Annotated in this window: 21 protein-coding genes; 7 read left to right on the top strand and 14 right to left on the bottom strand. The window is 69.2% G+C overall.

Translation table 11 applies throughout. The annotated features are described in order from the left end of the window. The first annotated feature begins 1 nt into the window (after position 1). Complete coding sequence (locus ACFWN2_RS15800) at positions 2 to 1,048, top strand: glycosyltransferase family 2 protein (RefSeq protein WP_382428100.1); 1,047 nt, start codon at positions 2 to 4, stop codon at positions 1,046 to 1,048. After that, positions 1,035 to 2,093 carry an acyltransferase family protein gene (locus tag ACFWN2_RS15795; RefSeq protein WP_382428098.1) on the top strand — a complete coding sequence of 353 codons (1,059 nt, stop codon included), beginning with the start codon at positions 1,035 to 1,037 and terminating at the stop codon, positions 2,091 to 2,093. Before ACFWN2_RS15800 ends, ACFWN2_RS15795 begins: the two co-directional genes overlap by 14 nt. Here the strand turns inward: ACFWN2_RS15795 and ACFWN2_RS15790 are convergent. From ACFWN2_RS15790 to ACFWN2_RS15775, 4 genes are all read right to left on the bottom strand, one after another. Next, positions 2,075 to 2,857: a glycosyltransferase family 2 protein gene (locus ACFWN2_RS15790; RefSeq protein WP_382428096.1), complete on the bottom strand. Its 783-nt coding sequence runs from the start codon at positions 2,855 to 2,857 to the stop codon at positions 2,075 to 2,077. The genes ACFWN2_RS15795 and ACFWN2_RS15790 overlap by 19 nt on opposite strands. Then, on the bottom strand, positions 2,854 to 4,275 hold the full coding sequence (locus ACFWN2_RS15785; RefSeq protein WP_382428094.1) for a lipopolysaccharide biosynthesis protein: 1,422 nt from the start codon (positions 4,273 to 4,275) through the stop codon (positions 2,854 to 2,856). Before ACFWN2_RS15785 ends, ACFWN2_RS15790 begins: the two co-directional genes overlap by 4 nt. Positions 4,276 to 4,534: 259 nt before the next feature. After that, a complete protein-coding gene (locus ACFWN2_RS15780) occupies positions 4,535 to 5,887 on the bottom strand; it encodes an O-antigen ligase family protein (protein ID WP_382428092.1) in 1,353 nt (450 codons plus the stop codon). Positions 5,888 to 5,892: 5 nt separating this feature from the next. Then, entirely contained in the window at positions 5,893 to 6,645 is a 753-nt protein-coding gene (locus ACFWN2_RS15775) for a hypothetical protein (protein ID WP_382428090.1), read from the bottom strand. Between the two features lie 356 nt (positions 6,646 to 7,001). Here ACFWN2_RS15775 and ACFWN2_RS15770 point away from each other — a divergent pair, with 356 nt between their 5' ends. Beyond that, positions 7,002 to 8,147, top strand: a complete 1,146-nt coding sequence (locus ACFWN2_RS15770; protein WP_382428088.1) for a right-handed parallel beta-helix repeat-containing protein — start codon at positions 7,002 to 7,004, stop codon at positions 8,145 to 8,147. 30 nt (positions 8,148 to 8,177) lie between these two features. Here ACFWN2_RS15770 and ACFWN2_RS15765 read toward each other — a convergent pair whose 3' ends face one another. From ACFWN2_RS15765 to ACFWN2_RS15750, 4 genes are read right to left on the bottom strand one after another with little or no spacing between them, the layout of a single operon-like run. Then, positions 8,178 to 9,122: a TolB family protein gene (locus ACFWN2_RS15765; RefSeq protein WP_382428086.1), complete on the bottom strand. Its 945-nt coding sequence runs from the start codon at positions 9,120 to 9,122 to the stop codon at positions 8,178 to 8,180. Beyond that, positions 9,119 to 10,324 (bottom strand): MFS transporter, encoded by a 1,206-nt coding sequence (locus tag ACFWN2_RS15760; protein WP_382428734.1) that lies wholly within the window; start codon positions 10,322 to 10,324, stop codon positions 9,119 to 9,121. The genes ACFWN2_RS15765 and ACFWN2_RS15760 overlap by 4 nt, the downstream gene beginning before the upstream one ends. Positions 10,325 to 10,378: 54 nt before the next feature. After that, positions 10,379 to 12,202 carry an asparagine synthase (glutamine-hydrolyzing) gene (gene asnB / locus ACFWN2_RS15755; protein WP_382428084.1) on the bottom strand — a complete coding sequence of 608 codons (1,824 nt, stop codon included), beginning with the start codon at positions 12,200 to 12,202 and terminating at the stop codon, positions 10,379 to 10,381. A 2-nt stretch (positions 12,203 to 12,204) separates the two neighbouring features. Continuing rightward, positions 12,205 to 14,205, bottom strand: a complete 2,001-nt coding sequence (locus ACFWN2_RS15750) for a glycosyltransferase (protein ID WP_382428082.1) — start codon at positions 14,203 to 14,205, stop codon at positions 12,205 to 12,207. 143 nt (positions 14,206 to 14,348) lie between these two features. Here ACFWN2_RS15750 and ACFWN2_RS15745 point away from each other — a divergent pair, with 143 nt between their 5' ends. Together ACFWN2_RS15745 and ACFWN2_RS15740 are read left to right on the top strand one after the other, a co-directional pair. Further along, a complete protein-coding gene (locus ACFWN2_RS15745) occupies positions 14,349 to 15,680 on the top strand; it encodes a glycosyltransferase family 4 protein (protein ID WP_382428081.1) in 1,332 nt (443 codons plus the stop codon). Next, the gene (locus ACFWN2_RS15740; protein WP_382428733.1) at positions 15,680 to 16,975 is read left to right on the top strand and encodes a UDP-glucose dehydrogenase family protein; all 1,296 of its coding nucleotides are present in this window, start codon (positions 15,680 to 15,682) and stop codon (positions 16,973 to 16,975) included. Before ACFWN2_RS15745 ends, ACFWN2_RS15740 begins: the two co-directional genes overlap by 1 nt. On the opposite strand, the gene ACFWN2_RS15735 is transcribed toward ACFWN2_RS15740, so the two are convergent. Then, complete coding sequence (locus ACFWN2_RS15735) at positions 16,972 to 17,379, bottom strand: hypothetical protein (RefSeq protein WP_382428080.1); 408 nt, start codon at positions 17,377 to 17,379, stop codon at positions 16,972 to 16,974. The genes ACFWN2_RS15740 and ACFWN2_RS15735 overlap by 4 nt on opposite strands. Further along, positions 17,376 to 18,104: a PIG-L deacetylase family protein gene (locus ACFWN2_RS15730; RefSeq protein WP_382428078.1), complete on the bottom strand. Its 729-nt coding sequence runs from the start codon at positions 18,102 to 18,104 to the stop codon at positions 17,376 to 17,378. The genes ACFWN2_RS15735 and ACFWN2_RS15730 overlap by 4 nt, the downstream gene beginning before the upstream one ends. Before the next feature lie 34 nt (positions 18,105 to 18,138). On the opposite strand from ACFWN2_RS15730, the gene ACFWN2_RS15725 reads away from it, so the two are divergent. Beyond that, positions 18,139 to 18,594 (top strand): SLATT domain-containing protein, encoded by a 456-nt coding sequence (locus ACFWN2_RS15725; protein ID WP_382428076.1) that lies wholly within the window; start codon positions 18,139 to 18,141, stop codon positions 18,592 to 18,594. A gap of 516 nt (positions 18,595 to 19,110) precedes the next feature. On the opposite strand, the gene ACFWN2_RS15720 is transcribed toward ACFWN2_RS15725, so the two are convergent. Both ACFWN2_RS15720 and ACFWN2_RS15715 read right to left on the bottom strand, forming a co-directional pair. Next, a complete protein-coding gene (locus tag ACFWN2_RS15720) occupies positions 19,111 to 19,878 on the bottom strand; it encodes an enoyl-CoA hydratase/isomerase family protein (RefSeq protein WP_382428075.1) in 768 nt (255 codons plus the stop codon). 7 nt (positions 19,879 to 19,885) lie between these two features. Beyond that, the gene (locus ACFWN2_RS15715; protein ID WP_382428073.1) at positions 19,886 to 20,842 is read right to left on the bottom strand and encodes a magnesium transporter CorA family protein; all 957 of its coding nucleotides are present in this window, start codon (positions 20,840 to 20,842) and stop codon (positions 19,886 to 19,888) included. Positions 20,843 to 20,911: 69 nt separating this feature from the next. Between ACFWN2_RS15715 and ACFWN2_RS15710 the strand changes: the two genes are divergently transcribed. Continuing rightward, on the top strand, positions 20,912 to 22,237 hold the full coding sequence (locus ACFWN2_RS15710) for a serine/threonine-protein kinase (protein WP_382428072.1): 1,326 nt from the start codon (positions 20,912 to 20,914) through the stop codon (positions 22,235 to 22,237). Here the strand turns inward: ACFWN2_RS15710 and ACFWN2_RS15705 are convergent. Further along, positions 22,222 to 23,088, bottom strand: coding sequence for a hypothetical protein (locus ACFWN2_RS15705; protein ID WP_382428070.1), 867 nt, complete (start codon positions 23,086 to 23,088; stop codon positions 22,222 to 22,224). The two genes, ACFWN2_RS15710 and ACFWN2_RS15705, sit on opposite strands and share 16 nt — an antisense overlap. After that, on the bottom strand, positions 23,081 to 23,572 hold the full coding sequence (locus ACFWN2_RS15700; protein WP_382428068.1) for an RNA polymerase sigma factor: 492 nt from the start codon (positions 23,570 to 23,572) through the stop codon (positions 23,081 to 23,083). The genes ACFWN2_RS15705 and ACFWN2_RS15700 overlap by 8 nt, the downstream gene beginning before the upstream one ends. Positions 23,573 to 23,591: the final 19 nt, after the last annotated feature.

The following is a 23,591-nucleotide window of genomic DNA, read 5'->3' as shown; positions in this document are numbered from 1 at the left end:
AGTGTCTTCGGTGGATGTGGTGATCCCGTGCTACAAGTACGGCTCGGTGTTGCCCGGCGCGGTCCGCAGCGTCCTGGAACAACCAGGTGTGGACGTGCGAGTGCTGGTGATCGACGACTGTTCCCGTGACGGGAGCGCCGACGTCGCCAGGGAGCTCGCCGCGGCGGACAGCCGGGTGACGGTCTGGGAGCACGAGACCAACAAGGGTCACATCGCCACCTACAACGAAGGCCTGCTGGGCTGGGCGTCCGCGGACTACTGCGCGTTGCTGTCCGCGGACGACGCCCTCACCCCCGGTGCGCTCAAGCGGGCGGCCGATCTGATGGACGAGCACGAGTCCGTCGGGTTCGTCTACGGCCGCCCGCTGCACTGGGACGGCAGCGACCCGTACCCGCACGCGCGGACCGAGTCGCAGGGCTGGATCGTCTACGACGGCGAGAAGTGGTTGCGCCGCCGGTTCGAGCTGGGCGACGGGTGCATCACCTCCCCCGAGGTGGTGGTGCGCACGAAGCTCCAGCAGAAGATCGGCGGCTACGACCCCGCTCTGCCGCACACCGGCGACATCGAGATGTGGATGCGGTTCGCGCTGCACGCCGACGTCGGCTACCTCCGCGGAGTCGATCAGGCCTTCTACCGCGTTCACGGCAACAACATGTCGGTGAACTACTACGCTGGGTCAGGTGTACGCGACTTGCAGCAACGCCTCGCCGCCTACGAGGCTTTGCTGGACCGGGCCGACGGCAGCAGGCGTGACGTGGCGTCGATGGAGCAGCGGGTGCGGCGGGTTCTCGCCAAGGACGCGCTGCGCCGGGCCGGCCGCGCCTACGACAAGGGCAGGGTCGAGGCCGAACCGGTCGAGGAGCTCGTCGAGTTCGCCCGCAAGGCGTTCGACGGCGCCGACCGGCTGCCCGAGTGGCACACCCTCCGTCTCCGCCAACGCCTCGGGACGAGCGCCAGCAGAGCGCTCAGCCCACTGGTGCTCACCGCGGCCGCTCGCCGGCTGCGGCAGACGTACCGGCTGAGGCAGTGGAAACGTGAGGGCATCTGACGCTCGTCTGCCGTCGCTGACAGGGCTGCGCTTCGTCGCGGCCCTCGCGGTGTTCGGCTTCCACCTCAACGCTCTGGGGTTGTTCAGGGGCGGACCTGCCGAGAGCGCCATGGGCCTGCTGTTCGGGCCCGGCGCCATCGGCGTCAGCTTCTTCTTCGTGCTGTCCGGGTTCGTGCTGACGTGGTCGGCACGGCCGGGGCAGGCGGCGACGTCGATCTGGCGCCGCCGGGCCGCGAAGATCTACCCGAACCACGTCGTCGCCTGGTTCGTCGCACTGCTCGGCCTCGTGGTGCTCGGTGCCCACGAGGTTTCCGCCGTGTCGGTGGTGCTGGGCGCTTTGCTGTTGCAGGCGTGGGTTCCGGCGGAGAGCGTGTTCTTCGCCGTGAACACCCCGGCGTGGTCGCTCTCCTGCGAGGCGGCGTTCTACCTCGCGTTCCCGTTGCTGATCCGGTGGGTCACGCGCGTCACCCGGCTGTGGTGGATCGCGGGAGCACTGGCCGCGGCGGTGGCGCTGGTCCCCGTCGTGGCGATGCTGTTCCCGCCGCCGGTCGAGTACTGGTTCGTCTACGTCTTCCCGGTGACCCGCGTGCTGGAGTTCGCGCTGGGCATGGTGATGGCGCGGATCGTGATGAGCGGGCAGTGGATCGGGTGGCTGAAGCCGCTGCCGGCCTCCGCGCTGGTCCTGGTGGCGTACTTCGGGTCCGCGCACGTGCCCGGCACGTTCGGGTTCGTGGCCGTGACGGTGGTGCCGCTGGCGTTGCTGATTGCTTCGGTCGCCGTGTCCGATGTGGACGGCACGCGGTCGCCGTGGCGGTCGCGGCCGATGGTGTGGCTCGGCGAGGTGTCGTTCGCCTTCTACCTCGTGCACCACTTCGTGATCCGCACGGTCGCCGAAGGGCTCGACGAGCTGGGCGTGACGGGGATCCCCGCTGTGGTCCCCGCCGCGCTCATGTTCTCGGTGTCGCTGGTGCTGGCCTGGCTGCTGTTCCGGTTCGTCGAGAAACCCGCGTTCCGGCTGCTGACCCGTCAGTCCCAGGCGGTGTAGTAGCTGGCCTCGTTGACGAGGTAGCGCACGGTGGGCTGCGGCACGTGCTCGACGGCGTGCCGCTTCGCCAGCCGGTGCACGAACTCCCAGTCCTCCTTGGGCAGGGTGGACTTGGTGCGCGGCAGCCTGCTGAAGATCACGTCGGGGGAGCGGCGCACCACGAGCGAGTTCGCGTCGACGTACGGAGTGCCGTCCCGGAACGAGACGCGGTCGAACTCCCGCGTGAGCACGTCGAGCACGGTGCCGTCGGCGCGGCGGCGTTCCACGGCCGTGTAGACGACGTCCGGGCCCTTCTCCAGGCCCGCCAGCGCCAGCTCCAGGTGGTCCTCGCGCCACGTGTTGTCGTCGTCGAGGAAGGCGATGTACTTCGAGTCGGTCAGCCGGATGCCGACGTTGCGGACCAGGCCGAGCACGGCGGTGTTGCGGGCCAGGCTGACCGCGTGCAGCCGCGGGTCGCGCGGCAGTTCCGGCAGTCCCGCTCCGTCGTCCACCACGACGACCACCTGGTCGGTGACGGTCTGCGCCAGGGCCGAGTTCACCGCGTCCACGAGCAGTTCGGGACGCTTGTAGGTGGGGATGACGGTCGCGACGAGCGCCTTCGGCTTCGTCGGGCCGTGCCGGCGGACCTCGTCGTCCTCGAACCGTCTCAGCCTGCCGACGTGTCTGCCGAGCACGACGTTGTTCTTGGCCTCGTGCAAGGGCCACAGGCCGAACGCGTCGCGCAGCGCCTTGCGCGCGGTGGCCGAGACCTTGTTGCGGTTCATGATGAGGATCTCCCGGGAAGCATCGCGCGCATCGGGTACACGACGGGCAGGTAGACGGCCAGTGCCACGAGCCCGCCGACGGCGAGCAGGGCGAACGATCCCTCGACGAACTCGTGCACCACCAACGACGACAGGACGATCAGCAGTCCGCCGATCGCGGGCCTGCGACAGGCCTTGAGCGTCGAGCCGAGCTTGAGGCCCTTGCGGCGCAACACGATGGTGAACGCGGGGATCATGACGAGGGCGGCGACGGCGAGCAGCGCGAGCGAGGCGCCGCGGATGCCGTCGAGGTGGGTGCCGATCAGCAGCGTGGGCAGCATCGCGCCCAGCCACAAGGCCTGCAGGCCGAGCAGTTGGCGGTTGGAGTCGAACGCGACGAGCAGGTCGTAGCCGATGAACAACGCGACCCGCAGCAGTCCGAGGATCGCGAGGATCTGCAGCGCCACGGCCGCACCGGTCCACTTCTCGCCGTAGACGAACGCGAGCATCGGCTCGGCGTAGCAGGCGAGCACGACGCACACCGGGATCGTGGCGGCCATCAGCAACCCGGCCCCGCGCGCCAGCGAGTCCTCCAGCTTCTGCCGGTCGTCGAGCAACCGGGAGAAGCCGGCGAGCGACACCCGCCGCGCCGCCTCGGAGAACACCTGCAGCGGCAGGCTCGACTGGTTGAACGCCATCAGGTACAGGCCGAGCGTGACCTCGTCGGTGAGCGCGCCGATCGCGATCTTGTCGACGTTCGTCACCGACAGCACCAGCAGACTCGCGCCGGCGAGCGGCAAGCCGAACGCGATCAGCTCCCGCGCGATGACCTTGTCCCAGCCGGGCTTGATCTTCACGGGGCACAGGAACAGGTAGATCGTCACCGACACGACGTTGCCGGCGATCTGCCCGACCGCGAAGCTCATCGGGCCGAAACCGTTGAGCGCCATGGTGATCGTGATGGACGTGGTCACCGAGAACGCGGCGAAGTCGGTGAAGAACCTGCGCGCCTGCATGAACTCGCGGTTCAGGATGGCGGCAGGCACCACGGCGATGCCGTCGAGCACCACGGCCAGGCACAGCACCCGCAGCACACCGACCGCGGACGGGCTGCCCATCGCCTCGCAGAACACGGGCGCCGCGAAGAACGTGATGGCGTACAGGGCGGAACTGCTCGCCACCGCGATCGTCATGGCCGTCGGCGCGAACTCGCGGACGTCCCGTTCCCACCGCACCAGGGCGAGGCTGACGCCGAGCTCGTTGAACGCCTGCAACAACGTCATGGCGACGAGGGCGACGGCGAACACGCCGTAGTCGGCGGGGGAGAGGATGCGGGCGAGGGCGATGCCGGAGACCAGCACGCCGAGGCGGAGCACGACGTTGTTGAGGAGGCTCCACAACGCGCCCTTGCCGACCTTGCCGCCGATGGTGGTGGTCATGCGCCGGCCTCCCGTCTGGTGGGGCGGGGTGACCGCGTACGGGAGTCGGTGGTGGGTGGCATGGTGCCGGTGCCGGTGGCGGGTGGCCGCCCAGGCGCGGTGTCGGTGGCGGGTGGCATGGTGCCGGTGGCGCGTCGGCGCCGAGGCGCGGTGTCGGTGGTACCGGACCGGCGAGGCGTCCTGCCGGCGGCCCCCGACCGCGGCGAACCCGTTCCCCGGCAACCGGTCCGGTCGTGCGCGCGGACGTCCACAACGGTGGTCATGGAAGTACCAGCACCCCCTTCATGCTTTTCTCCTCGCGCACGACCCGGAGCAGAGCTCCGCTCGCGCCCATGAGCAGGAAGGCGAACCCGGTCGCCACCGAGAACGCGAGCAGGTCGAACGTCGCGGCCGACACGGCCGGGACGGAGAGCGAGGCGGCCAGCGTGACGCCGAGGTCGCGGACCTTCGGGTCGTCGGACGTGATCCGCGCCCGCATGGCCGCGTACCCGGCCGCGAGGAACAGGAAGATCAGCGCGGCGAGCCCGACCATGCCCGCCATCACCATCGTGCCGAGGTACTGGTTGTCCAGGTAGCCGTACTTGGTCGGCAGGAACGTGCCCAGGCCGCGGCCGAGCCACAGGTGTTCCGCGATCTCCTGGCCCGCGCGGGTGATGCCCCGCTCACGGCTGTCGATCGACGGGTCGACGCCGATGTTGGTGAACAGCGCGATCAGCGTGCCGACGAGACCGGGCACCGCCACCCGCAGCACCGCGACGAACCCGAGGACCGCGACGACGGCCTTCCAGCGGCGGCCCTTGGGCAGGTGCGGGATGAGGATCAGGCCGGCGAGTGAGAGGCCGAGGATCGCCGAGCGCGACAACGACTGCGTCGCGGCCAGGCCGAGGATCGCGGTGCAGGTCCACCAGCGCCAGTGCTTGCCGCCGTAGTCCATGGCGCGGAACGAGTAGTGCAGCGCCAGCGGTACCGCCATCGCGCACACCACACCGAACTCGATGGGGTGCTCCGCGGTGCCGGCGGGGCGGCGGAAACCGGCCCGGTCGAGCACGAACGAGATCTCACCGGCGAGCTTCAGGCCGGGGAACATCAGGTACTGGGTGAGGTCGAACGCCAGCAGGAACTGCAGGATGCCGACGATCGCCATGAACGTGGCGCCGCTGACGAGGAACTTCAGCACCTTGTCGATGCGCGCGAGGCCGCGGACGCCGTCGCACACGGCGATGCCGACGCACACGAACGCCATCATCGTGATGAACGTGCGGTCGGTCGCCTTGAGCTCGTCGTTGGGCAGCCAGCTGTACGTCGAGTAGCCGAAGGTCGCCACCTGCGAGAGCGCGAAGAGGAACATCGACGTGCGCACGGCGTTACGGCCCTTGGCCACCCCGAGCGTGTCGACCATCTGCGCGCAGAACCACAGCACGCCCATGAAGAGGCCGATGAGCATCGCCGGCGTCAGCGCGAGCGGCAGTCCCTTGAAGATGAGCCGCGCCGGGATGACCGTGAGCGACAGGGCGAAGAAGCAGCCGAGCGTCGCCCCGTCGACCCTGCCGTACCTGCGCGGTCCGTTCAGTTCCTGCGGCGGGAGGACGAGCCCCCGCGACGACAGGCGCACCGGTCTCACCGCGCAGGCTTGGACCCGGTCTTGGCCGGCTCCATCCGCATGGTCGGCTCCGACCAGTTCTTCTGCTCGGCCGGGGGAGTGCCACCCGGCGTCGCGGCCTTGGTCTTGCGCTCCTCGGCCTCGCGCTTGCGCTTGCGGGCGAGCGACCAGCTCTCGATCCCGTACGCGCCGGTCAGCATCGCGGCGATCCCGAGCACCAGCGCGGCACCCATGGCGCGCAGCTTGCCGCCTCGCAGCGGTTCCGCCTCCGTGGGCGGCGCGACCGGTTCGACCAGGATGAACGTGCTCGGCGGCGCCTGCAGCGCGGTCTGCCGGTCGATGAGGTCCTTGTTGATCCGCTCCAGTGCGCGCTTGACGATGTCGGACGCGCCCTCCTTGGTCGTCGACTCGGCGACGACGTGGATGAACGGCGTGCCGATCTCCGGGCCGGTGACCTCGTAGGTGGAGTCCTTGCCGTCCACCCCGAGCTCGTCCTGCACGGACGGCGCCTTCATGTTCTGGATGAGGATCGCGGCGGTGACGCCGAGGCTCATGTCGAACGCGAGGAACGGGTTGGTCAGCCCTCGCTGCTTGGCCGCCTCACTGCTGGCACCGGAGGCGGGTGTGGTGAGCACGACAGTTCCGGATGATTCCCATCGCAGTGGCACGGCCGCGTAGGCCCCGCCCGCGAGTCCCAACGAAACGACGAAGACCGGCACCGCGACATACCAGCGTCGCAGCAGCACCAGAATCGTCTTCCACAAATCCATCCGCGTCCCAACGGAGAAGTGACCCCAACTGATTAGGAGATCGATGTCCTGCCTGCCGCTGTTACAGGACGTGATCAACCTCAGGTTCGCTGTCTGGGATGCCAGCGAGGCCGGTGGCGCACGACCCTGGTGTGCCCGTGGTGCCACGGCTAAGATGCGCCGCCGGCGGTTGCGATATCGAGCCATTTCGTCACCGTGCGTCGCGATGTCATTCATGATTCTTATGTCGTTCCGTTCCAATTTTCGTGATCGTGTTGAGATCTGCGCGTGACTGTGTCTAGGGTGGCCGCCGTCCGATGGGCGGTCGCACGTCCGGGGACGTCTGGGGATGAAATAGTCCATTTCGAAAGGAACTCATGTCCGCACGACTGATCAGGTCGGCGAGCCCGGAGAGGTCAGCACGGTCGTCGGCCCGCAGGAGGCCGTACGCCGCGTCCATCGCACTTGCTGGCGTTCTCGCGTTCACCGCCGCCTGCGGTTCCGGCAAGGACGTCGCGTTGCCGACGTCAGCGCCGACGTCGGACCCGACCACTCCCAGTAGCAGCACGTCCTCGTCCAGCGCCGCGCCGAGCAGCAGCTCCGTGGTGCCGACGACCACCACGACCACCCCGCCGAAGGCGACGGGAGGGCCGCCCAAGCCGCCCGCGCCACCCGTGGGCGCGCCGGGGGCCGGCACCGTTCCCGCGCCCGGCTCCGTCGGTTTCCGCGGCGACGCCGCCGCGCTGAAGGTCATCGACGGTCCCGGCAACGCGCCGGCGGGCACGAAGTGGAACGCCGGTCAGCTCCAGGTGGTTGCGAACGACCTCGTTCTGGACGGTGTTTCCGTGAAGGGTGGAATCACCTTCCAGGGTGGCGGGACGCTCACGATCCGCAATTCCATCGTCGAGGGAAACCGTTCGAGCCAGTCCGCCGTGCTCGGTCTGAAAGGTCATCTCGACATTTCCGACTCGACCCTGCGCTGGAAGGCCGGTGACACCCCCGGCAACACGTGGGGCAATGGCGCGGTCCACGGCGACTCGACCATGACGCTGCGCAGGAACGACATTTCCGGCACGCCGGACGGCATCCAGAACGGCCCCGGCCGCAGCCTCATCGAGCAGAACTGGATCCACGACCTCGCGCGGATCGGCACGTACCCGAACAACACGCACAACGACGGCATCCAGAGCTACGGCGGCCCGGACCTGATCATCCGCAACAACCGGATCGACATCGAGGGCCCGGACGGCGTCGCGTACGACGGCACGCACCAGAACGGCGCGGTGTTCGTGCAGCCCGGCGGCGGTGGCGCGTCGAACCTGCAGGTGGTCGGCAACTTCCTCGCGGGCGGCGGCTACATCATGCGTCTGGAGGGCCCGATCAGCGGCGCCGTGGTGACCGACAACAAGTTCGGCCCGACCACCGGCGGCTGGGGCGAGGTCCTGGTCGAGAAGAACGTCGCCATCGCCTCGTGGTCGAACAACACGTCCGACTCGGGCAAGGCGGTCAACAAGCCCAGTTAGCGGCTCGCAACGGTGCGAGCCGCACAGGCTTCAGCGCGGCGACGGTGACGAGGCGGACTCCACGAGCATGCGGGGTTCGCCCGTCCCGTCGGCCGCCGAGGCGTAGATGGCGGGAGCCTGGGCCTGCGGCACCTTCGCGTAGGCCAGCGTGTTGCCGTCGAGCCAGGCTGCCTGGTCGTCGAGGCCGTCGGTGCCGGGCAGCCGCGTCTCCTTGCCGCTGTCCAGCTCCAGCACGAACAGCTGCCACGCGCCGAGCGTGCCGCCGCGCTTCTTGTACGCCACGCGCTTGCCGTCCGGCGAGAGCGACGGGCACTCCGCGTTGGTGCGCATCGTCCGCACCTCCTGAGTCTTCACGTCACCCTTGACGAGCCACGTCTGCGTGCCCGACCCGAGGGTCGCGTAGAACGTCCTGTCGTCGTCGGCGAACGTCATGCCCCAGTAGTTGAAGTTCTCGTGGGCGCGGGCCGTGTCGTCGAAGTAGGCCGTGAAGTGTTCGAGCGACTCCACCACCGTGCCGTCGGCCAGGTTCAGGTATCCGGTGCGGGTCGAGAAGCCACCCGGCGCCAGGTACGAGTCGCCGGTGACGAACACGGTCCACGACACGATCTTGCCCGAGTCCGACACCCGCGTGCGGCTCGGCACACCGGGCAGCCCCACGGTCTTCAGCACCGTGCCGGACGAGTCCAGCACCGCGACCTCGTAGGTGGGGCCGGGACCGGACAGCCGCAGGCACGAGGTCGTGCCCGCCGCGGTGTAGAACCGCTGGCACTTCAACGAACCGGTCGTGCGCGCACCGTCGGGCGCGAGCTCGTCGACGGTGTTGCGCCCGTCACTCTGCTCGACGAACTTCAGGCCCGCCGCGGAGGCGTTGCCGGACGAGGCGGAGCTCGGCTTGTTCAGCGTCCACACGACGTACGCGACGCCGAACACGACGACGGCGGCCATGGCGATCACGCCGGTGAGCCGGCGGTTCACGGCTTCACCAGCACGCGGACGGTGAGGAGCGAGGCGAGCAGTGCGACCAGTCCGATGAGGACGGACGTGCCGAAGCTGAGGAACGTGAGCATGAGACCGAACCCGATGGAGGAGAGCAACCGGGCCAGCGCCTGCCCGGTCTGGATCATGGACAGCCCGGACGCGCGCAGTTCCGGGTCGATCATGGTGGCGCCGTGCGCCATCAGCACGCCGTCGGTGGCGGCGTAGAACAGGCCGTGCAGCAGGAGCACCGGCACGACGAGCAGCCAGCCGGTGACCGGGCCGAGCAGCAGGGCGTAGGCGCCGAGCAGCAGCACGTGGCCCAGGTAGAAGATCCGCCAGCGCCCGATCCGGTCCGAGAGCGCGCCCAGCGGCGTCGCGGCCAGCAGGAAGATCAGCGCGGTGCCGACCGGCATGAGCGTGAGCCACATCGGGCTCAGCCCGGAGACCTTCTGCAGGATCACGAACACGAACGCGTCGGACATCGTGGCGAAGCCGAGCAGCGCCGCGGCGATAGTGGTGCGGCGGACGCCTGCCGAGCGCAGCAGCCCGAGCGACCGCCTGATCGACACCTGCCGGGTGCTCTCGGTCTTCGGCGGCTGGCGCACGAAGAACGCCAGCACGATCACGCCGAGCAGGGCGAAGCAGAAGCTGATGACGAACACCGGCTCCGGGTGCGTGGTGACCCAGGCGAGCAGGGCGAACGTCGCGAGTGGACCGAGCAGCGCGCCGATCGTGTCCATGGTGCGGTGCACGCCGAACGCCGCGCCGAGCGAGTCGGCGGGGGTGGCGAGCGAGATCATGGCGTCGCGCGGGGCGGACCGGACGCCCTTGCCCGCGCGGTCGGCCGCGAGGACGCCGCCGATGCCGAACGTGGACGCGCCCACCGCCGGGAACACCAGCTTCGTGACGGCGGACAGGCCGTAACCGGCGAGCGCGACCGTCTTGTGCCGGTTGGCCTTGTCCGACACGTACCCGCCGACGAGCCGCAGCACGGCGGTCGCGCCGGTGTAGATGCCGTCGAGCAGACCGAACTGCAGGTAGCTCATCTGGAGCGTGAAGAGCAGGTACACCGGCAAGAACGCGGTGACCATCTCGGAGGAGATGTCGGTCAGCAGGCTGACCGTGCCGAGCGCGAAGACCGTGCCCGGCAGCCTCGTGCGGAAGTCGGTCTTGGCGGGGCGGGAGGAGGCGACGTACACGAGATCACCCACCTGCCTGGGAAACGAACGCGAAATCCCTGTTCATGTGCCGTCCTACCAGCTGAGCGTTTGGTGCCACACCTCTAGCGAGAGCAGCGTCCAGATGCGGGGCTGCTCGTTGCGGTCACCGGAGGAGTGGTCGTCGAGCAGTGCGCGGACGGCCGCGCGGTCGAAGGTCTTGCCCACGAACGACGTGGGCCCGGTCAGCAGGTCGTACGCCATGTCACGTAAACCGTCGCGGAACCACGCGTCGAGCGGCACCTTGAAGCCCGACTTGGGCCGGTCCACGATGTCGGCAGGCAGGTGCTGGCGCGCGACCTCCTTCACGACCCACTTGGTCGTGCCGCCGCGCACCTTCACGTTGCTGGGCAACGAGAACGCGAGCTCGGCCACGCGGTGGTCGAGGAACGGCGGGCGGAGTTCGAGCGACGCGGCCATCGACATGCGGTCGCCGCGTTCGAGGAGGTTGTCCGCGAGCCAGGTGTGCGAGTCGGCGTAGAGCATGCGCCGCAACGCGTCCCCGCGCCCGTTCTCGTACGGCGCCAGCACGGACCTGGTCGCGGGCCCGCCGAGCAACGCCGCCCGTTCGGACACCGTGAAGGGCGCGAACCAGCCGCGCATGCGTTCGGCGTAGGAGGGCTCGGCGATGGCGCGCAGGGCGATGCCCAGGCGTGCCTTCGAGGCGGGCAGTGCCTTCTCCAGGCGCTTCAACGCGAACGAGGGAGCGGCACCGGCCAGGCGGGTCGGCAGCGCGAAGCGGTACTTCGGGTAGCCGCCGAAGAGCTCGTCGCTGCCCTCACCGGACAGCACGACCTTCACGTCCCTGCGCGCCAGTTCGGCGAGGCGGAACACGGCCACGTCGGCGGGCTCGGACAGCGGCGCGTCGCGGTGCCAGGAGAGCTTGGCCCAGCTGTCGCGGAAGTCGTCGGCCGTGACGATCACGTTGTGGTGGTGGCTGCCGACGAGCTTCGCGACCTTCTCGGCGTGGTGGATCTCGTCCACGCGCGGGTCGCCGAAGCCGGCGGAGAACGTGTGCAGCTCCGCGTCACCCCGTTCGCGGGCCACCAGAGCCGTGATGAGCGACGAGTCCACCCCGCCGGACAGGTAGGCGCCGACCGGCACGTCCGCGACCAGAGCGTCGCGCACGGAGGCCGTGAGGGCCTCGTCCACGAGCCGCACGGCCTCCTCGGGCGTGACCTTCCGGATCTCCGACTCGCGCGGCAGCTCCCAGTACGGCTCGGTCCGCACCTCGCCGGACGCCGACACGACCAGGTGGTGGCCCTGCGGCACCTTCCGGACGCCGCGGACCAGCGTGTGCGGCGCGGGGACGGACCGGTGCGCCAGGTAGTCGTGCAGCGACTCCTGGTCGACCTCGGCGGCACCGATCGCGGGCAGCAGCGCCTTGATCTCGGACGCGAACGCGAACATCTTCGCGTCGGCGTAGTAGTAGAGCGGCAGGATGCCGAGGCGGTCCCGGAACAGGTGCGTCTCGCCGGTCTTCGCGTCGTGGATCGCGTAGGCGAACTGGCCGCGCAGCTTGGCAACCGCTGACGGCCCGTGCTGCTCGTACAGCGCCAGCAGCACCTCGGTGTCGCCGTTCGTGCGGAACGGGTAGGTGAGCTCGGAGCGCAGCTGCCGGTAGTTCAGGATCTCGCCGTTGAACGCGATCTGCGTGGTGCCGGACGCGCCCGCCATCGGCTGCGGTGAGCCGGCCAGGTCGATGATCGACAGCCGGGTGTGCGCGAAGCCGATCGGGCCGTCCGCCCAGAACCCGCTGTCGTCGGGGCCGCGGTGGTGCAGCCGCTTCGCCATCTCGGCGAGCAGCTCACGCGAGACGGGCGTGCCGTCGAACCGTCTGATGCCTGCGATGCCGCACATGATCAGCGGTCCTCCGCGATCTGCATGAGCTCGCGGGCACGGGAGTCCCACGACGCGGTCAGCACGGCCGCACGCCGTTCGGCCGGGGTCTTCAGGCCGCCGTCCTTGAGCGTGAGCCGGATCTGGTCGATGAAGTCGGCCTCGCCCTTGGCGATCCGGATGACGTCGCCGTACCGCTCCACCTCGGGGAAGTCCGTCGAGACGACGCCCAGGCCCAGCGCGAGGTACTCCTTCATCTTGATCGGGTTCGCGTGCTTGATCCAGTCGTTGTCGAGCCACGGCATGAGCGCCACGTCGAACGCGGAGCCGTAGCCGGGGATCTGGTCGTAGGACCGGAAGTCCAGCCAGTGCACGTTCGGGTACTTGTCGTAGCGCTCCATCGAGCAGGTGGCGTCGCCGATCAGCACCACGGACGCGTCGGGGAACTCCTGCGCGACCTTCTCGATGAGGTCGAAGTCGACGAGGTAGTCGTCGAGGCTGCCGAAGAACCCGATGCGCGGTCCGGGAATGCTCGCGATGTCCGAGGGCAGTTCGGTGCGGCGGGTGAAGTGGTCGACGTCCACGCCGTGGTCGAGGAAGTGCGCACGGTCACCGGTCAGCCTCGACTCCTCCTCCTGGAGGGCTCTTGAGACGTACAGCACTGTGTCCGAATTGGACAGCAGCTGGTTCTCCAGCGCGGCGATGGTGCCCTGGTCCGCCTCGGGGAACGCGGAGTGCCGGTCCGAGCGGTTGAAGATCAGGCCCTTGGTCCTCATGGGCTCCACCACGTCCCACGCGGTGGGAATGGTGGCGACGACCACAGGCGTGCCCATGCGCAGGAAGAAGCAGACCGCCTTCACCTGCGTGCGCACGAGCACGGAGTTCAGCCTGCGCAGCCACGGTTTGCCGTAGAACGGCAGGGGAGCGGGCGTCATCACGTAGAAGTTCGGCGTGTCCTCGATCGGACGGCGCACGAGCTTCGCGACGCTCATCGCCTTGCGGAAGATCCGGCGCAGGAACTGCGTGCTCTTGCCGGGCGACGGCATCCGCAGGCCGATGCTGTTGACCAGCAACACCTTGCGGTGCTTCGCGACGCGGCGCAGCAGCTGGAAGTCCGAGTGCGCCCGGTTGTGGTACCACCAGTCCTGCGCCGAGAAGCACAGGTAGCTCGGCCCTTCGGAACTCGTCTCCTCCGGCCAGCGGCCCATTCCGAACAGCCCCTTCAACGCGGTGCGGTGCTTCGGCGAACGCGCGCGAAGCCCTTCGTTCGCGACCATGGCGAGCCACATGAAGAACGCGGCGAACCGCCCGTGCAGCTCGCGGTGCAGCCGGACCTTGTTGGCGGTGAGCATCGACCACAGCCGGGCGTTCGTGGAGACCTCGCCGCCGATGTGCGTGATCGTCGCGCGCGGCTCGTACCAGACCCCGCCGGCCCGCATCATGTACTCGGTCTCCTCCGAATAGAGGAAGTACCGTTCGTCCAGAAGGCCGTGCTCCTCGATGGTCTCCCTGGTGATCAGCCAGGCGCAGCCCGTTGCCCAGTCGGCGGCGTGCGCGCCCTCGTAGGCCACCGCGGCGGTGACCGTCTCACCCAGACCGATCGAGCCGGCCCGCCCGCCACCGATGAGAGCCTCGGCGAACGCACCGGCGACGCTGGGCTTGCGCCGGAGTGAGAGCGACAGCGCGCCCGTCTCGTCCACGAGACGCGGCACCACGATCGGCTTGCCGGCAGCGCGGAGTGTCTCCACGGCTCCGGCGTGCAACCGGATGTCGGCGTTCAGCACGAGGACGTCGTGGCCCTCGGCGGCCTTGATGCCCAGGTTCACACCGGCGGCGTAGCCACCGTTCACCGGGCTGCGCACAATTTCCACGCTGGGGCGAGTGGCGGCCGCCACCGTGCCGTCGGTCGAAGCGTTGTCGACGACGATCACCTTCACGCCGTCCGGCAACGAGTCCAGGCATCCGGCGATGACCTGTTCGCTCTGGTAGGTGACGATGACCACCGCGACAGGCGACCGCTCCACAACCACTCCTCGCTATTCGGGCCTCTGCGCCTACATCGAGCGCCTCGCGACCTCCGTTACGAGAAACAGCGAAGGTGTGGCCGTTCCGCCCACCGGACACGCGCGTGTGTAACCGATTCGGCCTCTCGAACGAGAACCAAGGCGTGACGTCATCGCCTCACGTGTTGATCATCGTGCAGAACCTGCCTGTGCCGCTGGACCGCCGGGTGTGGCTGGAATGCCGTGCCCTGACCAACGCCGGCTACGAGGTTTCGGTGATCTGCCCCAAGGGTCCGGGTGATCCCGCCTACCAACTGCTCGACGGAGTGCACATCTACAAGTACGCTCCGCCGCCCCAGGCCGAGGGCGCGTTGGGCTATGCGTGGGAGTTCCTGTACTGCTGGGTGCGCACGGCGTTGCTGAGCGTGAAGGTCCGCGCCCGCAGGCGATTCCACGTCATGCAGGCGTGCAACCCGCCAGACACCTACTGGGCGCTGGCGCTGCTGTGGCGGCTGGGTGGCGTGAAGTTCGTCTTCGACCATCACGACCTCAACCCCGAGGTGTTCCTGTCCCGCTTCGGAGAGCCGAAGGGGATCGCGGGCAAGGCGCAGTACCGGATCTTGAAGTGGTTGGAGCGCCGCACGTTCCGCACGGCCAACCGGGTGACGTCGACCAACACCTCGTACCAGAAGATCGCGTGGACGCGCGGTGACGTGCCGCCCGAGCACACCACCGTCGTGCGCTCCGGCCCGGACACCACCGTGATGCGGCCTGTCGAGGGCGTGGACGAACTCCGACGCGGCGGCAAACACTTGGTGGCGTATCTCGGAATCATGGGACCGCAGGACGGCGTCGACGGCGTCCTCGAAGTCGCACGGAGAGTTGTTTTCGACCGCGGCCGCACCGACGTCCGGTTCGCGCTGCTGGGCTTCGGCGACTGCCTGGAGGACCTGAAGAAGCAGGCCACGGCCTGGGGACTCGATCCGTACGTCGAGTTCACCGGACGGGTTGGGCCCGAACAGATCACCCGTTACCTGTCGACTTCCTCCGTCGGACTGGGCCCGGATCCGTTGTCGCCTTTGAACGACGTGTCCACTATGAACAAGACCATGGAGTACATGGCCTACGCGCTGCCGGTCGTCACGTACCGGTTGCAGGAGACCGTGGTGTCCGCCGGCGAGTGCGCCGTGCTGGTCGAACCGGGTGACGTCGAGGGCTTCACGACGTCGCTGCTCGACCTGCTCGACGACGCGGAACGCCGGGCGCGCCTCGGCTTCGAGGGCAGGCGGCGCTGCGAGGCCGTGCTCGACTGGCGTCCCCAGGCGGAGAACTACGTGGCCGTGTTCGACGGGCTCACCGGCTTCGCCTCGCGCGGCCCGTTCCCCGACGGCAGGCCCGAGCTCGGCGCGGGCACCGACCAGTGGGGCAACAAGATGATCGACGTGAGCGACGACGCCGTGCTCCGCGCGTTCGCCGTGACCCGAACGGGAGAATGATGTTCGTCAGAAGGATCGCTGTCGTCGGCACGGGCTACGTCGGTCTGACCACCGGTGCCTGCCTCGCCTCGCTGGGCCACCGCGTGGTGTGCGCGGACGTCGACGCCTCGAAGGTCGAGCGGCTGTCGCGCGGTGAGGTCGACATCCTCGAACCGCGTCTTGCGGAACTGGTCGCCGAGGGTTTGGCTTCTGGTCGCCTGTCGTTCGTCCTCGGTGCCTCGGCCGCGGTGGCCGACGCCGAGGTCGTGTTCCTCTGCGTGCCCACGCCCATGGGTGTCGGCGGCATCGCGGACCTGCAGGCCGTCGAGTCCGTTGTGGACGAGACGCGCGACCTGCTGCCGTCCGGCACGGTGATCGTCAACAAGTCCACGGTGCCGGTGGGGACCTCGATCCGCACCGCCGAGCTGCTGCGCCGCGACGACGTCGCCGTCGTCTCGAACCCCGAGTTCCTGCGCGAGGGCTCGGCCGTGCACGACTTCCTGAACCCCGACCGCATCGTCGTCGGCTGCGACCAGCAGGACGCCGCCGAGCGCGTCGCCGCCCTGTACGCACGCCTGGGCGCGCCGACCGTGCTGACCGACGCGGCCTCGGCCGAGATGGTCAAGTACGCGGCCAACTGCTTCCTCGCGATGAAGCTCTCGTACGTCAACGCGGTGGCCGAGCTGTGCGAGCGCCTCGGCGCGAACATCACGGACGTCACCGAGGGCATGGGCTACGACAAGCGCATCGGCCAGGCCTTCCTCAACCCCGGCCCCGGCTGGGGTGGTTCGTGCCTGCCCAAGGACACGCACGCCATGCTCCAGGTCGCGGACGCCGCCGACTTCGAGTTCCGCCTGCTGCGCGCCACGATCGACACCAACGAGCGCCAGCGCCAGCGGATGGTCGAGAAGGTGCGCCTGGCCGTCACCGGCAAGCGCGGCGGCTCGCTGTCGCACGTGCGCCTCGGGTTGCTGGGCCTGACGTTCAAGGCGGGCACCGACGACCTGCGCGACTCGCCGGCACTGGCCGTGGCGGCGCTGCTGAAGCAGGCGGGCGCGGAGCTCGTCGGCTACGACCCGGCCCTGACCGGCGGCAGCGACCTGGGCGCGGTGTCCGTTGTGGACGATCCGTACGTGGCGGCCAAGGACGTCGACGCGCTGGTCGTGCTGACCGAGTGGCCGGAGTTCCGCTCGCTCGACTGGTCCCGCCTGGCCGAGACCGTGCGGCAGCCGGTGGTCGTCGACACCCGCAACCTCCTGGACCCCGACGTCCTGCGCCGTGCCGGTTTGACCTGCACGTCACTCGGCCGCCGTTAGTCCTTTTCAGACAGTCCGGCGAACAGGTCTGTTTCCGGCAGAGGGGCGTTCGTCCTGTCCAGGTCGCGGTAGTAGTGCTCCTGGACTCCGGACGCCCCTTCGACGACCGTCGCCCCCTCGGTGGCGGTCAGGTAGAACTTGTCCGGGATGCCCGTCCGGTACACGGCCAGCTTGGTGGCTCTGAGCGGTCCGTTGTGGTCGCAGACCACCACCTGCGGCCGGTACTCCTCGATCAGGTCGTACGGGTCCGCCGTCTCAGCGTGTGCGCCGAGCCGTTCGGCATCTTTGCGGACGTCCTCGTTCTGGCTGTGGACCACGGTTCTGACGCCCCGGCCCGCGTACAGGGCGAGCGTGCCCGCGGTCGTCGAGAGGTCGTCCGCGAGCACGACCAGCAGGGTTCTCACCACCGCGGCAGATCCGGCCCGTGGTTCGTGACGCCGGCGAACAGGTCGGTCTCCGGCAGTTGGGCGTTCGTCGTGTCGAAGGCGCGGATGTACGACTCGGCCGCGAACCTCTGCTGCGCCGTCAGCTTCCCGATCAGCGACTGGCTTTCGTAGCAGTACAAGGCCTTGCGCTTGAGGTCGGCGACGTGCGACGTGTCGACCCTGGTCGTCGCCAGGCTGTCGTGCGACTCCAGGTACAGCTTCGCCGGGATCCCCGTCTCCTTCACCGCGTGGTGCGCCACCCTGGCGGCGTGCACGTGGTCGCGGTGCTGGTGCGGGTTGTGGTGGTTGTGCGTCACGACGACCTGCGGCCGGAAGTGCTCGATCAGCGCGGCGACCCGCCCCGCCGCCGTCTCGACCGGAATGGAGCAGAACGCGCCCGGCGGCACCTCACCCGTCTCGCCGGAGTCGTGGTACCCCAACAGTTCCAGGTCCGTGATGCCGAGCACGTCGCACGCGGCGTTGAGCTGCGCCCGCCGCCGCACGGCGACCGCCTGCGGGTGGTGGTTCAGCTCGCCGGGCTTCGCGCCGCCCGGCATGTCACCCAGTTCGCCACCGGTACACGTGACGAGGACGATCCGAACGCCCTGACGGGCGTAGTGGGCCAGGATTCCTCCGGTCGACCGCGACTCGTCGTCGGGGTGAGCGTGGACGGCCAGCAAAGTTCTCGGTCCATCGAACTGCACGCGGGGGAACGTACCTCGAAACTATTGTCTTGCCGTGACCGACTTGCCGTCCGGCCTGAAGCCGTTGGAACTCGCGCAACACCTGCAGGGACAGATCTCCCGAGGGCACGCCTACGCCCGCTCGCGCAAGCAGCGGTTCAGGTGGAAGTCCGTAACTGTCCGACTGACCACTTTGGTGCTTTCGGCGGTGTCGACGATCATCCTCGGCCTGCAGAACCTCGACCCCTGGACGGGCACGGCGTTCTCGCTGGTGGCGGTGGTCACCGTGGTGTCCGCTTTGGAGCCGTTCTTCGCCTGGCGGTCGTTGTGGGTGTTGATGGAGGAGGCCAGTTATCGGTTCCACCGGCTGGAGGACGACCTGGCCTATTACGTCGCGTCCACTCCGGCCGATCAGGTGGACGTGGAGCGGGTTCGGGAGATGTTCGAGCGGTACCAGGAGATTTGGGACTCGTTGAGTTCTCGGTGGCTGAAGTTCCGGGACAACGGGTAGGGCTGGGGTCGCTTCGGGTGCGGGTCGGCTTGTGCGGGTCGGCTGGCGTTGTTCGCTCGCGTTCCAGCGGGGTGGTCGCCTTGCGTGCGTGTGGTCGCCTTGGTGGGGTGGTCGCGTGGGCATTGACGAGCCGGGTCATGTCATCGCCGCTGCGCGACGATAGCGATTGGGGCTTGACTTCGGGGCCCTTGCGAGGCGCTGGTCGGCCGGTAAAAGCCGGGCTGAAAAGCGCCCGGCCGAGTTCGCGAGGGTAGCGCCTCGCACCCAAAGTCAAGCCCCAATCGCGGGCGTGCGTGGTTGCGTTGATGCGGCACGTCACCCATGACCGCTGCTCATCGCGGTGGAGGTATGGACGCCTCGCCTGCGGCATTGCGTTGGGGGCAGGGTGCCTCGGCTTCGCCGTTGGCCGTTGTGTGGGGGAGGGACGCCTCGCCTTCGGCATCGCGAGAGCGGTTCTTCGTCGATCCACTCGCGAAGGCGGGTCCCCGCCCCTATCCGCTCGCGGTGTCGCCCCGCTCAACGCCCCGTGAAGTGCGCCCGCCCCGGCCCGTCCGTCAGGAAGCTGTGCACGGCCCGAGGCAGGTCCTCGCTCTCGTACAACCCGGACGCGATAGTCGTGACGTGCGCGTCGGCCGCCGCCACGCCGCCGTGCTCGTAGTGCGCGAGCACCTCCTTGGTCGCGGCGTGCGCGCGCGTTGGGCCCACGGCCAGGCCCAGGGCGAACTCCTCCGCCGCCAGCGCGAAGCCGTCGTCCGGGAACACGCGGTTCACTACGTTCCAGCGCTCCAGGGTGGCGGCGTCGTAGAGGTCGCCGGTCATGACGAACTCCTTCGCGCGGGCCACGCCGGCGCGTGCGGCCAGGCGCTGGGTGCCGCCCATCGTCGGGGTGAGACCCACGACCTTCTCTACGAGGCCGAAGCGGGCCGAGGTCGAGGAGACGAGCAGGTCGCAGGCCACCGCCAGCTCGAAGGCCCAGGTCAGGCACAGGGCGTGGGCGGCGAAGACGGTCGGCATCGGGAGTGCGGCGAGGCGCTGGGGGAGCAGGATCATGCGGTCGAACAGTTGCTGCGCCTCCTCGCGGTACTCCTGGGCGGCGAACAGCGACACGTCGACGCCGCCCGACACCACCTTGCCCGTGGCGTTGACCAGCAGCGCGCGTGCGTCGCCCAGTTCGTCCAGGGCCTCGTGGAACTCCGCGTCGAGGTCGAGGGAGTACAGGTTGAGCGGCGGCGCGTCGATCGTGATGATCGCCAGTTCGTCACGGCGGGTCAGGTGGATCTTCAAGAGGGTTTCACAACCAATCGCGGCGCTTGAACATCACGTACAGGAAGTAGGAAAGGCCGAAGATACCCAGCGTCGAGACCCAAAAGCCCCATTTCTGCTCAAAGCCGGGGTAAGGGACGTTCATGCCGTAATAGCCCGAGATCGCTGTCGGCACTGCGATGATCGCGGCCCAGCTGGTGACCTTTTTCATGATCGAGTTGAGGCGGTTGCCCTGGACGGCGACCTCGGCCTCGCGCAGGTTCGTGACCAGTTCGCGCATCGACTCGGTCAGCTCCGCGATGAACAGCGTGTGGTCCTTCACGTCCAGGTAGTACGGCATCATCGCGTCGTCCACCAGTTCGTGCTCGCGGTGCAGGAGCGATCCGAGCACCTCGCGCATCGGCAGTGCGACGCGCCGCAGCTGGACCAGCGCGCGACGGAGCTGCAACGCCTTGCGGCCGACGTGCGGCTTCTCGTCGTAGATGCGGTCTTCCAGGGCCTCGATGTCGTCGTCGAGCTGCTGGGCGGCGGCGTAGTGGCCGTCCACGACGTCGTCGAGCAGGCCGTGCAGGAGGAACCCGATGCCCGACGAGGCCAGCGTGGGCGCGCTGTCCCACCGCCGCTGCACGCCCGCGAGGTCGTAGTCCTCGCTCTCGCGCACCGTCACGAGCGCATTGCGCGCCACGAACACGTCGACCTCGCACGTCCTGATCTCGTGCTGGTCGTACTGGACGGCGTAGACGGAGAGGAACAGGTGGGTGGGGTAGCGGTCGACCTTCGGGCGCTGCCGCTCGGAGAACGCGTCCTCGATCGCGAGCTCGTGCAACCCCAGTTCGTCGCGCAGCAGACCTATCTCGTCCTCCGACGGCGCGCACAGGTCGAACCACACGATCGAGGACTGATCTTGGAGGTGCCGCGCGACGTCGGCGACCGGGAAGTCCGAGTCGACGAGTTCGCCGTTGCGGTACAAGCGCGTCCGACCCATGGGTGACAACGATACGTAGATCTACTCAGATGTGAGGTTTCAGCCCGAGTTCCCGCTACCCTCGATCCGGTGAAGGTGGACCAACCACAGCGCATTGGTGACTACCTGCTCCTGGGCAGGCTTGGTCGTGGTGCCATGGGAACGGTCTACCTGGGACAAGGCAGCGACGGACGCCAGGTGGCGGTCAAGGTCGCCCGCGCCGAGCTCGCCGACGACCCTCGCTTCCGCGAGCGGTTCCGCCGCGAGGTGCAGATGGCCCGCGCGGTCGGCAGCGCCGGGACGGCGGCGGTCGTGGACGCCGACACGCGCGCGCCGCGGCCGTGGATGGCGACGGAGTACGTGCCGGGGCCGACGCTCCAGGAGGCCATCGAACGGCACGGTCCGTTGCCGGAGCACCATTTGAGACGCCTCGCCGAGGGACTGGCCGAGGCGCTCACCGCGATCCACCGCGCCGGCCTGGTCCACCGCGACCTCAAGCCGTCCAACGTGCTGCTGGGCGCCGACGGCCCCCGCGTCATCGACTTCGGCATCTCCCGCGCCATGGAGCACACCGCGCTGACGGAGACCGGCATGGTCTTCGGCACGCCGGGCTTCCTCTCGCCGGAGCAGATCACCGGCCAGGAGGTCGCGTCCCCGTCCGACGTGTTCGCCCTGGGCGCCGTGCTGGTCTACGCGGCGACGGGCAAGGGCCCGTTCGGCGAGGGCCCGACGGCCACGCTGCTCTACAAGGCCGCGCACGGCGAGCCGGACATCGACGGCGTGCCCAAGGCGCTGCGGCCGCTGGTGCAGAAGTGCATGCACCGCGACCCGGCGAAGCGTCCCGAACCGGCCGAGGTGACGCGCCTGCTCTCGCAGGTCGTCACGCCGAAGCCGCCGACCACCAAGCTGCCCGCGCCCATGACGCCCGCCGCCGCGACGTTCTCGACGTCGCGGTTCGTGCCGATGGCGTGGGGCGTGCTGAACCTCGCCGTGGCACTGCTCGCCGCCGCGATCGCCGACCCCGCCGCGCAGGCCAACGGCGCCACGCAGCTGCTCGCCCTGGCCGCGTTCTGCGTGCTCGTCGTGCGTGCCGTGCGGTACTTCAGCGCCGCCGCCCGCCGTCGGGTCGTCATCGAGATCAGCCGCGAGGGCATCGCCACCACGCGCAACGGCAAGTTCCACCAGTACTGGTGGTACGAGCTCGCACGGGTGCGGGTCGTGCCGCACAAGAAACGGCCGTGGGTCGTCGTCTGGCTCAAGGACCCGGCGCCGCGTCGCTTCTTCGGCGCGCACCACGGCGGTGTGCGGGTCTTCCCGATCGCCCACGAGCGCACCAGGAGGCGGCGCGAGCGCGACGTCGCCGAGCTGCGCGCCGCCCTGGCCTGGTACCTGCCGAGGTCCTACGACGGCCGCTGATCGGTCCACTCGTAGGTGACCGAGGCGGACAGCAGCGGGGTGCCCGTGGGCAGCGTGCCGCCGGCGACGACCTGTCGTTCCTCGTAGCCGGTGACCTCGCCCGTCGCCGGGTCGAGGGTGAAGGAGACCTTGCTGCCGTCCGCGAACACCGTGCCGCTGTCGTAGCGCACCCCGTTGATGGCGGCGAGCTGACGGTAGAGAGCCGCCTTCTTGCCGTTGGTGGTGAACGGCGAGAGCAACGCCGACGATGCGGAGCCCAGCGTCTCCCGCGGTTCCTGGCTCAGCGGGTTGAGCAGGCTCGTCTCGTAGCACGGGGTGGTCGGGCAGACCGTGCCCCACAACCGCGGGCCCGTGTACACCTTCCCGGCGACGAAGCCGGGCGTCTCCGGCACGCCGGTGACCGCACGCGTGCGGCCGGTGGCCCTGTGCTGGGTGGTCACCGGTTGTCCCTCGGCGGTGGGCAGCCAGACCTCGGTGAGGAACTCCGTCTGCACGGCGGTGGTGCCGTTCTTGGTGATGGCGGGTTGTGTCTCCCAGGTCTCGTACCTGATGTGCCGGTACTTGCCGCGCGGCTGCGTCCGCTCCAGCAGCGCGGCCGCCTCGGTGAGGGACGTGGCGGGCGCGGTCGGCATCTCGGCGACGTCCGGGGTGACCCGTTCGGGCCGCAGGAACACCACGAGACCGGCGATCAGCACGACTGCCACGACCGCCGCCGCGATGCCGATCCAGCGACGTGAGCGCGGCTGGGGCTCCTCCGCGAACAGCCGCTCGCGCAGCTTGTCCAGCCGCGCCTCGTCGCCGCCCCGCACCGAGTACAGCTCGGCGAGGTCGTCGTCCAGCACGTCACGCATGTTCCACTTCCTTCAGCTTCGCGCGCAGCCGGTGCAGACGGGACCGGGCGGTTCCGGGGTTGAGGTCGAGCGCTTCCGCCGCCTGCTGGACGGTCAGCCCGGCCAGCGACACGAGCAGCACCAGGTCGCGGTCGGCCTCGGGCATCCTGGCCAGCTCGCGCGCGATCCGGCGCAGGTGCGAACGGGAGTCGACGCGGGTCACGACGGTGTGCTCCAGCGACTCGGCGACACCGAGGTCGACGCCGTAGCGCTCGGCGGTCCGCAGCAGGCGCGTCTCGCGTTTGGCGTGGCCGCGCAACAGGTTCGTGGCGATGCCGTAGAGCCAGCCGACGACGCTGCCCTTGTCCGGGTCGTAGCCCTCCTTCCCGCGCATGGCGGCGAGGAAGGTCTCGCTGACGAGGTCGTCGGCCACGTCGACGCCCACCCGCCGCGCCAGGTACCGGTGCAGGGGAGGGGCGTGCTCGTCGAACAGCTCCGCGAACATCACGCCCCCAGTTGGCTTC

Source organism: Lentzea sp. NPDC058436, from assembly GCF_042721515.1.
Classification (GTDB): Bacteria; Actinomycetota; Actinomycetes; order Mycobacteriales; family Pseudonocardiaceae; genus Lentzea.
The sequence above is the reverse complement of the archived record's forward strand: the minus strand, read 5'-3'. Positions and strand labels throughout refer to the sequence as shown.